A 12,365-nucleotide genomic window follows, 5' to 3' on the forward strand; every position below is an offset into this window, starting at 1 on the left:
TGAGGGGCAGCGCGGCGTGGCCGATTGTCTTTGCCCCAGGTCATTGCCGGCATTGCCCGAGCAGCCCGGCGATGGTGCCGCCCCTCATCCGCCTGCCGGCACCTTCTCCCGTGAACGGGGAGAAGGACGATCACCTCCGGCGATAAAACTTGCCTCGGCCGCCTCGCGGGTGGCGCCGGAAACCGCCCTGCCCGTTTGCCGGTCGAAGGCGATGACCGTGCCGTCCTCGGTGCGGATGCACGAAACGCCGGCATGGCACGCGCCAAAATTCGTGGCCGGAGCCGTGAGGGATACGGCTCCGGCCGTTCCGGTCGCCGCCGGTGACGGCAGAGCGACCGGATCCGAGGCGTGAGCCTCGGGCTTCGTCCCGGCCGGGGAGGAGGACAGCCGGGACGGACGGGAAAGCGAGATGAGGCGACGTGGCTTGTGCATGGGTTGTATATAAGCATAACTCAAAAACAATGCAAGCCATTCTTTCATGGACGGAACCGATTCTTATGTTTCAGATGGCGCCATGGCGAAAACCTCATTGTCGATCAAGGTCGGGGCGGCGATCCGCAAGGCGCGCAAGCAGCGTGGCCTGGTGATGCGCCACATTGCCGAGCACAACGACACCGACGTCGCCGCCGTCGGCAATTGGGAAACCGGCCGCAACCTGCCCAAGACCGAGAACCTTTTGAAGACCGCCGCCTTCCTGCGCGTCGACCCGGTGGCGCTCGGCAGGGGCGAGGTCGTCTTCCTCGACGACGCCGACAATGTCGCCGACGCCGAGATCGTCACCGACGCCGCTCCCCTGCCCGCCGGCGCGATGGACATCGAGCTTCTGGGTGCCGCGGTCGGCGGCGACGACGGCGACTTCACCTTCAACGGCGAGGTCGCCGGCTACGTCCAGCGCCCGCCCGGCATCGCCCATTTGCGCAAGGTGTTCGCGCTGCATGTGCTCTCGGACTCGATGGTACCGCGTTACGAGCCCGGCGAAATACTCTATTGCGGCGGCCGCGACGCCGTGCCCGGCGACCACGTGGTGATCGAGATGTTTCCCGAGGAAAACGAGCGCAACGGCAAGGCCTTCATCAAGAAGCTGATCAAGCGCACCGCCGCCGAGCTGGTCGTCGAGCAGTACAATCCACCGAAGACGCTGACCTTCAACCGCTACGCGATCAAGGCCGTCTTCCGCGTCATCCCGCTCAAGGAGCTGCTGGGGTATTAGGGCGGCGGGGCGCGCTCCCTTCTCCCCCTGTGGGAGAAGGTGGATCGGCGCGCCAGTGCCGAGCCGGATGAGGGGTGCTGGGCGGAATGAGGCATTGGCAATCCGTCCGCCCTCATCACTTCCCCGGAGCAAGGGCAGGCGTTGGCGATCCGTCCAACACCCCTCATCCGACCTCGCTTCGCGAGGCCACCTTCTCCCACAAGGAGACCTTTGCACAGAAGCCGAACGGTGATTCTGTGGTGAAGGTTGGAGCAGGGAGATTCGGGATGGCGGATCGTGTTTTGGGTCAGTTGAGTCTGGCGGACGGTCTGGCGGCGTCGGATGAGACGATTTTCGACCTAGTATCGAAGGAACTGGACTGGGCGCCGATCCGAACATTGCTGGGTCAGCGCAGCGGTCCTGGCTCGGGCAACACCAGCTATCCGGCGGAACCGCTGGTGCGCTGTCTTTTGCTGGGCATGTGGCATGGGCTGAGCGATCCGGCGCTTGAGGCGCAGATCCGGGACCGATTGTCGTTCCGCCGCTTTGCCGGTTTCAGCCTTTCGGACCGCACGCCCGACCATTCGACACTGTGGCGCTTCCGCGAGGAGCTGACGCGTGAGCGACTGATCGACAAGGTCTTTGAGGAGATCAACCGTCAGCTGGAGGAGAAGGGCCTGATCGTCAAGCGCGGCACCTTGGTCGATGCCACGTTCCTGCAGGCTCGTGGCCGTCCGCCCAAGCAGCCGAAAAAGGGCCACCAAGGTCCGGTCAAGCCGTCGGCCGACAAGGATGCGCGTTGGGGCAAGAAGGGCAAGAAGAGCACCTTCGGCTACAAGATGCACATCGGCGTCGACCAGGAGCACACCTTGATCCGGCGTGTCGAGGCGAGCGACGCCTCGGTCACCGACACCGAGCCGGCCGACCAGTTGATCTGCGGCGACGAGAAGGCGGCCTATGGCGATCAAGCCTATTACACCCACGCCCGCCATGCCCGGCTCGCCGCCGCCAACATTAAGGACCGGCTGATGCGGCGGCCCAACAAGCATCACCCCGAGTTGCCGCCGCGCCACAAGCTGCGCAACCGGCTGATCGCCAAGGTGCGGGCGGCAGTGGAGCGGCCTTTCGCCGTGTTCAAGGAGCGTTACGGCATGCGACGCCTGCGCTTCTTCAACCTCGCCACCAACCGCACGCAGTGCATACTGGCCGCCTGCGCTTACAATCTGCGCACCATGATTGGCGTCCTCTATCCACCCGATGAGAGGCGGACATGAGGGAGGAGTGCGTCCACAATCCGGCAGGATGGCTGCCTAAACCGACAAAGGCCCCGCAAGGGCCGCGGAAAACCGCTCTGCCGGCCTTCAAAAAGGCCCTCACTGACCACCGAAATCCACTTCGCTCCCCGTGCAAAGCCCTCACAAGGGGAGAAGGGAGCGTCACTCCATCAAGCCCGCCTGGATCTCTCCAGCGGAACCTCGCGCTCGCTAAGCATCCGCGCCTCGGCGCGGCGTCGCTCCTGCTCGTCGATGAACGCCGCCTGGATCACGACCGTGGCGCCCGGCAGCCCGTCCGCGCGGCAGGCCGAGCAGCGAAGCCGCCCCGAAAGGGACGCCAGCGCCGTCTGCCCAGTCACCCCGAAGCGCCTCAGCTCAGCCGACTTCCACCATCTGCTGCGGCCGCAATCGATACATTCGACCGCAATCGAGACCACCTCGGCGATCGTCGCTTCCTTGCCCGGCAATGCCATCGCCCCTAGTGCCTCCGTTCCTGTTTTGTTCACAACATTATGGGTTTCTCCCCAAGAGTCGAGTCGGTTCCGCTCAAACCCGTGCAAAAGTTTCACTTGTGCAAGTTTTTGAGTTATGCTTCTATCCCATACCGACGAATAGTACCGCCGCGGACGATCCGGATGGGGCAGCAGGACCCGGACATCCGTCGCGGCCGCCGAAAGCCAAGGAAACGAAGATGGACGCCCTCTCCGCTCAATTCGCCCGCGATTGCGGCTATACCGGCGACAGCCCGGCCATGCTGGCGGCTTTCGCGGCCATCCGCCTCGACGGCATAGGCAAGGCTCGCCTGGGCCATGACCAGCGCAAGGCGATGGTCGACCGGCTGAAGCACGGCGAGGCCTTGTTCCTGGCAGCGATGCGCCCGGCGCAGTCGGCCGAGGAGGCGCTCGAGGACGCCGCCCGCTTCATCGCTTGTTATCGCAACATGCCGCGCTGGCGCCAGGAAAGACGCAGCGCCGATCTCGCCCGCGCCAGGCAGCAGCGGCTTCTGGCGCGCTTCTTCCGCCGCTACGGCCATCGCCTCTGGGCACGGCAGGCAGCGTAAGCGGAGGTTGCCGAGCCATCGGCCGCGAGTGTCTGGCGCTGGCCGCCTGCACCGCGACGCGCCCATCGCGAATGGCTGGACGGCACTTGCCGTCGCCAAACCCGCGCCGTATGTCATCGTCTCGATGAGCGAGATTGAGTTCCGTCGCGCGCAAGCGCCCGATCTGCCGGCGATTGTCGCATTGCTAGCCGACGATGCGCTTGGCGCCGGCCGGGAAGACGCGTCGACGCCGCTCGCGCCGTCCTACCTCGATGCCTTCAGGGCAATCGGTGCCGATCCCAACCAGCTGCTGGCGGTGGCCGTCGAGGCCGGACAAGTCGTCGGAACGCTGCAGCTCAGCTTCATTCCGGGTATTTCCAGGAAAGGCGCCTGGCGCGGCCAGATCGAAGGCGTTCGCGTCGCCCGGCACCGGCGTTCCGGCGGCGTCGGCAAGCTGATGATCGAATGGGCGATCGAAGCGTGCCGCTCGCGCAACTGCAGCTTCGTTCAGCTCACCACGGACAAGAGCCGACGGGAAGCGCACGCTTTCTACGAGCGCCTCGGCTTCACCGCCAGCCATCTTGGCTACAAGATGGCGTTGTAGGGCGCGGCACCCGTTATCGGGGCAATCGCTTCAGCAAAAGCTAGCGCTCGGCCCGCCAATTGTCGAAGTTTGCCCTGCCCTGCCTGCTGGGCACCTCAAAGATTCCGGAGTAGGCGCCGTCGGCGAAGCTGCCGATCTCCCCCCTTGCGGGGGAGATGCCCGGCAGGGCAGAGGGGGGGTGCTGTCCCTCCGACCTGTCGACCAATTACAGCCACGCCCTCAGGCTGATTTCCGGTTGGGAACGGGTTAAATCGAGAGTCGGCGATCCTTCCCACCCCCCTCTGTCCTGCCGGACATCTCCCCCGCAAGGGGGGGATTGGATGTCGCTTCGGCTTTCGCCAACCACCAACGCTGGAACGCAGGCAGACAAGCGGCGGCGCAAACCTGAAGCGATTGCGCTCCGCGCTCCTTGACAACCCACCCCGTCGTTCTCTTTATGTTCCACACGAAACGACCTCAAGACAATGCGGCGTTCGAACCGCCGCGGGCGAACGGGCCGGATGGAAGCCAACATCCTCCACGCGGATCTCGACGCCTTCTACGCCTCGGTCGAACAGTTGCTCGACCCGGCTCTGCGCGGCAAGCCGATCGCCGTCGGCGGCGGGGTCGTGCTGGCAGCCTCCTATGAGGCCAAGGCTTTCGGCGTGCGTGGCGGCATGCCGGGGCGGCGCGCGCGCGAACTCTGCCCCGGGCTGATTTTCGTCGGCGGCCATTTCAAGGACTACCAGCGGCTGGGCGACGCGGCTATTCAAGTGCTTGGCGATTTTACGCCGGTGGTCGAGCGGATTTCCATCGACGAGGCCTTTGCCGACGTCACCGGCTGCACCCATCTGTTCGGCTCGCCGGCCGAGATCGCCGGCACGATCCGCCGCCGCGTGCGGGCCGAGCTCGGCCTGCCGATCTCGGTCGGCGTGGCGCGCACCAAGCACCTGGCCAAGATCGCCTCGCAAGTGGCCAAGCCCGACGGGCTGGTGGTCGTCAATCCCAGCCATGAGCTGGAATTCCTCCACGATCTGCCGGTCGAGCTGATGTGGGGCGTCGGCCCGGTCACCAGGGAGCGGCTGGCCGGCATCGGCGTCAACACCATCGGCGAGCTGGCGAAGACGCCGGGCTGGTCGCTGGAGCGGCTGCTCGGCCCGGCGGCGGGCGAAAAGCTCAACGCGCTGGCCTGGAACCGCGATCCGCGCAAGCTCGAGACGCAGCGCCGGGCGCGATCGGCCGGCGCGCAATCGGCGCTCGGCAGGAAGCCGGCAGAGGAGCAAGTCTTCGTGCCGGCGCTGCTGCATCTGGCCGACAGGGTCGCCACCAGGCTGCGGGCGAAATCGCGGCCCGGCCGCACGGTGACGGTCCGCGTCCGCTTTGCCGACCTGCGCTCGGTGACGCGCTCGATCACGCTCGACCAGCCGATTTCGGCAACCGCCATGCTGGCCGAGATCGCCGAGGCGCTGGTGCGCAAGGTGCTTGTCGATCATCCGCACGAAAAGACCATCTCGCTGCTGGCGATCGCCGTCTCGCATCTTGAGAAGCAATCGGCCCTGCAGCTGGAACTGCCACTCGGCCTCGACGACGACCGCCGCCGCCCCGGCACCAGAAGGGGTGCCGCGCGCTGGACCGCCGACCGCGCCATCGACAAAATCCGCGACCGCTTCGGCTGGGAAGCGGTCGGCTATGCCTCGGTCGCGCTCGGCCCGCAGCGGTCGGTTCCCGACGCGTTTCGCGAGCTGGCCGAAAAGGAATTGTGAGCCGGCTTGGCCGGGCGGTGCGATGCGCATTGCATCAGAAGCGATCGGGTTTCCTGCAAATGCGACATCCGAGGCGCTGGTCGTCAGACCAAAAGCGTTGCGCTGCCCCAGGCGATCAGGGCGATGCCGGCCACCCGGCCGACCCACTGGCCGGCAGGAAACACCTTTTCGACCAGCACCAGAATGGCGAGTGCGGCAACCCACACCAGGTTCATTACGCCACCCACGAACAACAACGCCATCAGCATCCAGCAGCATCCGACACAGAACGCCCCGTGCAGGGCGCCCAAACGCAGCGCGCCAAGTGCGTGGGGACGCCAGTGTCGGGAAAGGAACGCCGTCGGCGTCCGGCAATGCGACAGGCAGGCGTTCTTGAGCGGCGAGAGCTGATACAGGCCCGCGGCGATCAGGACGATGCCCGAAAGCCAGCGGCTCTGCGAACTCATCATCGCTGCTGAAACGAATGCCTCACGTTCGAGCAGCCAATGCAACGCGGCTGCCGCGACGGAGAACCCCAGCCAGACCAGGAGGTAGCCTGCCATGAATACGCCGGTGGGCGCGAGCTTGTCCTGGATCTGACCCTGTGCGAGCGCATGGCGATGCACGCGCGCATAGAGCAGGATAGTCGGCGCCGCACTCGGGGACATCATGGCGACCATCATGACCCACCACATCGCAATCATCAGCGTCCAGATCGCGGCCCCCCAGACCCGCGGTTCCGTCGCCATGGCCATCCCACTCATGTCCATGCCGGACATGTCCGAGGGCATATCGGAGATCACTTCGGCGGTTTGCTGGTGGGGGAAAAGCGCGAGCCTCGTCATCTCCCACGCATTCATGCCGAGCCCTGCACCGGCGACGATATAAAGCCAGGCCAGCAGGCACAGCGCCACCACTCCCGCAATCGTGATGACGCGGTCGCGCCTAAGCAGGCGTTCCAGTGGCGACGCGCCGTCCATGCGGGCGCGTCAGGCTCGCACCACCCCGTGATTGTTGAGATGCAGCCGCGCGAACTGGCCGTAACTGTCCTTCGTGCTCACCTGAACCGGTCCGCTGGTTGTGCTCGAGGCACTGCCGATCTCGGCGACCGCATATTCGAAGCCGTTCGGCAACACGATCTGAGCCCGCGAGTCCGCGCCCGTCACCTTGTTGCGGATCGGTTCGCCGACCGTATCGATATAGTCCTTGACGAAGATGCGGCCCCTGCGGCCGTCGATATCGAGTTCAAGATCGATCTTCGTGAAAACCGGCTCATTCATTTTTGTCACGGTTGAGGCGTAGACGGCGAACATCGTCGCGAACGGGTCGGTGTCCTGGCCGGTCATGATGCGCAGCAGCGCGTTACGCTGCCGGTCGGTTGCGCTCTCGTCGACGAAAGCGATGGCTTCGCCATTGCCTTCGTGGATGGCGCCAGGCCATTTGAAGATCGCAGCGATCCGGAGGCCGTCGAGAGCGGTCTCGCCATGATGGCCTTCATCGATCTGGATGCCCGCCACCGCATGGCAATGGCCCTTATCGGGCAGCGCATTGAATTGACAGTTGCAGCCATATTCGCAGGTGCAATTGACGAGTTCACGTCCCTTGATTTCCCAAGACGTCATGCTGTCCTCCCTCATCTCGAAATATTAGACCATCATCATACACCTGCGCCGGCCGCGCCGCCATCCTGTCGCGCTAAGAGTGATAGCGACAAGAGACGGCAGGCCAACGCGTTTTCTCGCCGAAACTGGGTGAACATCCGCCCTGGAGATGGCGCGGCCGGTATCGGAACGGCAGAAATCGGGTCGGAACGGGCCTTTCCGACCGCACCCGCGAAGGTCCGGAAATGACCCGGAAGCGGGCGTTCGGCTGCGATCCGAGCAGCAACGATTTTGGCAGGAAATCGGTCTCGAATGCTGCAATCATCATCATGTCCCGTCCAGGTTGTGGACACGTCCTTCTCAAAGGCGCACTCTTAGCGTGCGAAACGCGAGCTAGTGTTTCGTCCAATGCTTCACATGCTTGACTTGCGTCGGTGATTGTCTGACCTGTCCGGATACTTCCGGGTGGGCAGACCTCACATTGTGTCGCCTATCCGTGATCAGGCTACGGCCTAAGGCACGTTGCAGCCCGTTCCGGATCAACTGGGAGGTAAACAACATGCCTGATTTTCAGCGCAGAGAACTTCTTGTTCAAGGAAGCGCGGCTCTTGCCGCAATTGCCGCTCTCTATACCTCGCGTCGGGCTTACGCTTTTCCAACACGGCCGAGCGAGGAAGTTATCCCGTGGCTGGATCAGCCGACCGAAAATCCCGATCCGGTAGGTATCCAGAAGCAGCTTGTCTGGGAGGATTTGAATAGCTGGATAACTCCAAACGACAAGTTCTTCAGCATCTCGCATTTCAACCGACCAACGATCGACGAGAAGACATGGTCGATGGAGATCGGCGGCCTGGTCAAGAAGCCCTTGAAATTGACACTCGCCGACATCAGGGCGCGGCCGCGGCAGGAGGTCGTTTTCACCGTGGAATGCTCGGGCAATCACGGGTTTCCCTTTTTCACCGGCGGCATCGGCAATGCCCGCTGGGCAGGGACGCCGCTCGCCCCGATCCTCGAGGAAGCCGGCGTTCTGGAGAAGGGCATCGAGGTCGTCTTTTTCGGCACTGACACAGGCGAGGTCGCGATACGCGACGTCAAGATGCAGCAGAACTTCGCTCGCAGCATGTCGCTCGCCGACGCGATGAACCCCGACAATCTCCTCTGCTATGAAATGAACGGAGCCGCCTTGCCGGCGCCCAACGGCTTCCCGGTGCGGCTCATCGCTCCAGGCTGGTACGGGATCGCCAACGTCAAGTGGCTGAAGCGCATCGAGGTCCGCGATACGCGGTTCATGAGCCTTCTGATGGCCCGTGACTATGTCACCATCCGGGAGGAAGACCACAACGGCGAGACCGTATGGGTCGAGACTTCGGTCGGGCGAGCGCTGATAAAGTCCGCGCCTGCGAAGGTCACCCGGAAAGACTCAGATTACTCCATCATTGGAGCAGCCTGGGGGGCGCCGATCGACCGGGTGGAAGTGCAAATCGATCAAGGGCCTTGGGCACCAGCGACCATCGACCATAGTGAGGAGGCCGAGCACGCCTGGAAGATCTGGTCCCTGGCTTGGGCAAATCCCGCCCCTGGAGAACACACGGTGACCTCGCGCGCGGTCAGCACCACGGGACAAATTCAACCGGCAATGGACGATCCCTTGATTGCCAAGAAACACACATACTGGGAAAGCAATGGCCAGGTGACGCGCCGCGTGCGTGTCGACTAATACCTTGCCGCCATGTGGCAATTGCGTTTGGATCTGCCTGATCCGAAAGCTTGCGGAGAGGGCTGGCGCGCCCCTTCGCAAGCTCGATCAAAAGGGCTGTGGTATGGCGGGCACACCGCCGGTCGACTTTGACCACGGCTTCGATTCCCTTCTTCTTCGACACCAATTACGACGCGTTTCTGCTGCCGAGCTGCAGCGGCGAAAACCGGCGGCCAAATATCCGCCGCCGGCGAATACGTTGCCGGACGCCTGCCCGAAATCTGCGCGCACACCACCACGCCCTGAGACTGCGCGGGGCGCGGTGGCTGGCGAGGGAGTATTGAAGCCGATGCTCTACGTCGCCCCCTTGCCGGCCCACTTGATCGGATATCGCCATCGCGTTCGCCAGTCTCCAAGGCTGGATTAAAAAACGCTGCCGGTGGAGCTGCCAATCTCCTCCTTGTGGGGAGATGTCCGGCAGGACAGAGAGGGGCGCCGTCCCGCAGCCTTCGCAACAAAAAATTCCGATTTTCGAACTGACCGAAAAGGAACCGGAATCGTGAGCCGGCTTGGCCGGGCGGTGCAATGCCGAAGCCCACTTTGCGCCAGAAGCGGACCTTGCCAGCGACGCCGGGACGGTCAAGTCACGGCCCCCAAAGAGGCGCTGGCGAAGGAGCCATCCCTGCATTGGTCGACAAGGTGAGCGCTGTAGAAGGCGACGATCCGGGTGCGGGCGCGAAGCCTGCTACCCGGGCTTGTGACAAAGTCGATCGAGCACGTCGCGAAGCGCAGTCGCGGCTTCCTCTCGCTCCCCAGCAGACATCAACTCGGGTTCAGCTTCTAGTCTGAGATGCGGCAGCTCGGTTCGAACGGCGCTGCCGGCGGCGACCAGATTGGCCTTCAGATCGAGGACGCGATAGGTGGCGACGGGATAGGCGATGCCCCTGACCTGGACGTGTCCTAGTTCCACGCAGTCGATCGTGTCCTTCACCTGCGCAAACGTCTCATAGGAAATGAGCACGGCACCCGGTGGCGCCTCCTGCTCGAGGCGTGAGGCGAGATTCACGGCGCCGCCGATGATCGTGTAGTCCATCCGGTCCTCACTGCCGAAGTTGCCGACGGTGCAGTAGTCGGTGTGGATGCCGATGCGGCAGCGCAGCGGCGTTTCGATGCCGATGTCGCGCCAGATTTCGGCAAGGTCGCTCATCCGCTTCTGCATGGCGAGGGCCATCTCGACGCAGGCGAGCGCGTCCTCCTTGACACCACGAGTCTCCGGATCGCCGAAAAACATCAAGATCGCGTCACCGACATACTTATCGATCGTCGCGCCGTGATCCGAAGCAATTTTCGACATTTCCGTCAGATAGTGGTTGAGGAGCTGGGTGAGGTCCTCCGACTCCATCTTGTCGGTGGTCTCGGTAAAGCCGGCGATATCCGAGAAGCATATTGTCAGCTTCTTCCGCTGGCTGGCGATCCTGACATCCTGACGGCCGGTGAATATCGAGTTGTACACTTGCGGCGCCAGATACTTGGCCAGCTTGGCTGAGAGCGCCTCGAGCGCTGCGGATTTCTCGGCGAGGTTCTCCTCGCGTTTTTTCAGCTCCGTGATGTCCGAGTAGACGGCGACCGTGCCGCCGCCCGTGATGCGCCGCTCGCCTATCATGATCCATCGTCCATCGGCGCGCCGCTGCACCCAGGGCTCGCCAGGGTTGCGGTGCCGGGAGAGCCGCTCGGCGACCCATTCCTCGAACCGCCCCTCGGCATCCTTGATGTAGCCGCGCTCGGCGGATCGGCGGATGATCTGCTCGAACGTCGTGCCGGGCGCCAGTTCGATCGCAAGGTCGCTGTAGAGCAGCTCGCGATAGCGGCTGTTGCTGAGGACAAGCCGGTCCTCCCCGTCGTAGAGAGCGAACCCTTCGGAGATGCTCTCGATGGCATCGACGAGCCGCTGGCGCGCCTCGGCGACCTCGCGCAGGTTCTTTTCCTCGATCTCGACCGCGGTGTCCCGGAACAGCCTGAGCGCGTCGGCCATGCGCCCGATTTCGTCGCGGCCGGCGGCAGGCAGCGGCGCACGAAGATTGCCGCCGGCGATCGCGAGCATGCCCTGGCTCACGCTTCCCAGACGGGCAAGGAGGCTGCGGTCGACATAGAGCCAGACAATCAGAACCGAACTCAGGAGGCTGAGAAAGGCGGAGCCGAGGACAACTCCGGTGCCGTAGCGCTGGACGAGCGCGGCCTCGAGACCGGACGCTGTGATCTCGCTGTCTGCCGCTGAGACAAGGCGATCGACGGCAGCGGTGAGACTGCGCGACAGCCTGCTATTCTCGGCCAGAAGCTTTTCGCCATCGGCCAGGACAGCAAACTCGTCCTCCCGCGCCTTCGGGATGCTGTTCTCACCATCGACAAGCGCCTTCAACTCGTCCACCCGCTGCCGGAAGCGGACCCGCAGCCTCTCGTCGATCTCGGTAGAAATCGTGTCGAGAACGGCGAGCGACCGGCGCAGCGGGAACAGGATCAACGTCAGATCGCCCGGTGTCGGCGCGTCTGCCGTCTTGACCAGCGCGTCATTGACAGCCGAGATCTCCTGATGCGCCTTCTGCTGAGGGAGGTAGGCCGCAATCGCCTGGACCACGTCGGCCGCCGTCGCCGCGCCTGGATCCGCGGCGCGCGACGTGTCGGCCGTGACCGCCTGCCATTGCGGGAGCTTGGAGTTCAGAACAAGGATGCCGGGCGCCACAAGACGCTGACCTGCATTTGTGGTGGCGGACAAGCGGCGCAACAGGTCCTCCTTGCGCGCGACCACGCTGAGGCGGGCGGCGACAAGATCGTCGAGAGCGCCGAGATTGCGCCTGAGACCAAGCACTGCCGCCTCGATCCCGGCCACGGCCGCGACGTCGAGCGCCGCACCTTTGAGCGCAGCAAGCAGCTCCTCGAGGCGCGTCATCTCTGCCCCGATCGCAGCCGAGACCTCGTTGTGCCGAGCCTCGCTGGTCGAGGTAAGTATGGCGGGCGCAGTGGCGGCGACCCGCTCGGCCTGGCGCGACAGCTGGAGGGACGCCAGCGCCGACGGCACCCGATCCCTGGTGATGCTGTCGACGACCTCTCCCACCTGGAGGAAGGCGTAAAGAGCGGCCGCCGTGGCGAACACCGCGAAGGTGCTGATACCGAAAAAGGCCAGCAACAGGCGGCCACGTATGCCGAGGCGTTCAACCATCACAGCGACGCATTGATCTGAACGATC

At 64.1% G+C, this 12,365-nt stretch carries 11 protein-coding genes; 6 read left to right on the top strand and 5 right to left on the bottom strand.

What is annotated here, in order from left to right; translation table 11 throughout:
- Positions 1–84 precede the first annotated feature (84 nt).
- Positions 85–432 (bottom strand): hypothetical protein, encoded by a 348-nt coding sequence (locus tag RPG13_RS26175; RefSeq protein WP_337126351.1) that lies wholly within the window; start codon positions 430–432, stop codon positions 85–87.
- 82 nt (positions 433–514) lie between these two features.
- Here RPG13_RS26175 and RPG13_RS26180 point away from each other — a divergent pair, with 82 nt between their 5' ends.
- Both RPG13_RS26180 and RPG13_RS26185 read left to right on the top strand, forming a co-directional pair.
- A complete protein-coding gene (locus RPG13_RS26180; protein ID WP_164759060.1) occupies positions 515–1,210 on the top strand; it encodes an XRE family transcriptional regulator in 696 nt (231 codons plus the stop codon).
- A 266-nt stretch (positions 1,211–1,476) separates the two neighbouring features.
- Positions 1,477–2,463: an IS5 family transposase gene (locus RPG13_RS26185; RefSeq protein WP_126103272.1), complete on the top strand. Its 987-nt coding sequence runs from the start codon at positions 1,477–1,479 to the stop codon at positions 2,461–2,463.
- A 170-nt stretch (positions 2,464–2,633) separates the two neighbouring features.
- On the opposite strand, the gene RPG13_RS26190 is transcribed toward RPG13_RS26185, so the two are convergent.
- Entirely contained in the window at positions 2,634–2,969 is a 336-nt protein-coding gene (locus tag RPG13_RS26190; protein ID WP_337126352.1) for a hypothetical protein, read from the bottom strand.
- A gap of 185 nt (positions 2,970–3,154) precedes the next feature.
- Between RPG13_RS26190 and RPG13_RS26195 the strand changes: the two genes are divergently transcribed.
- The 3 genes from RPG13_RS26195 to dinB all read left to right on the top strand — a co-directional run bounded on the left by RPG13_RS26195 (position 3,155) and on the right by dinB (position 5,848).
- Complete coding sequence (locus RPG13_RS26195; protein ID WP_127204169.1) at positions 3,155–3,523, top strand: hypothetical protein; 369 nt, start codon at positions 3,155–3,157, stop codon at positions 3,521–3,523.
- 124 nt (positions 3,524–3,647) lie between these two features.
- Positions 3,648–4,106 (top strand): GNAT family N-acetyltransferase, encoded by a 459-nt coding sequence (locus RPG13_RS26200; protein ID WP_127204196.1) that lies wholly within the window; start codon positions 3,648–3,650, stop codon positions 4,104–4,106.
- 500 nt (positions 4,107–4,606) lie between these two features.
- Positions 4,607–5,848, top strand: coding sequence for a DNA polymerase IV (gene dinB, locus RPG13_RS26205; protein ID WP_337126353.1), 1,242 nt, complete (start codon positions 4,607–4,609; stop codon positions 5,846–5,848).
- Between the two features lie 83 nt (positions 5,849–5,931).
- Here the strand turns inward: dinB and RPG13_RS26210 are convergent, their stop codons facing one another.
- Complete coding sequence (locus RPG13_RS26210; protein WP_128243111.1) at positions 5,932–6,807, bottom strand: DUF2182 domain-containing protein; 876 nt, start codon at positions 6,805–6,807, stop codon at positions 5,932–5,934.
- A gap of 9 nt (positions 6,808–6,816) precedes the next feature.
- Entirely contained in the window at positions 6,817–7,449 is a 633-nt protein-coding gene (locus RPG13_RS26215) for a DUF1326 domain-containing protein (protein WP_126105651.1), read from the bottom strand.
- 538 nt (positions 7,450–7,987) lie between these two features.
- On the opposite strand from RPG13_RS26215, the gene RPG13_RS26220 reads away from it, so the two are divergent.
- Positions 7,988–9,145, top strand: a complete 1,158-nt coding sequence (locus tag RPG13_RS26220) for a sulfite oxidase (RefSeq protein WP_128284045.1) — start codon at positions 7,988–7,990, stop codon at positions 9,143–9,145.
- Between the two features lie 724 nt (positions 9,146–9,869).
- Here the strand turns inward: RPG13_RS26220 and RPG13_RS26225 are convergent.
- The gene (locus RPG13_RS26225; RefSeq protein WP_337126354.1) at positions 9,870–12,338 is read right to left on the bottom strand and encodes a PAS-domain containing protein; all 2,469 of its coding nucleotides are present in this window, start codon (positions 12,336–12,338) and stop codon (positions 9,870–9,872) included.
- Positions 12,339–12,365: the final 27 nt, after the last annotated feature.

Source organism: Mesorhizobium sp. ISC15 (assembly GCF_037162615.1).
GTDB lineage: Bacteria > Pseudomonadota > Alphaproteobacteria > Rhizobiales > Rhizobiaceae > Mesorhizobium > Mesorhizobium mediterraneum.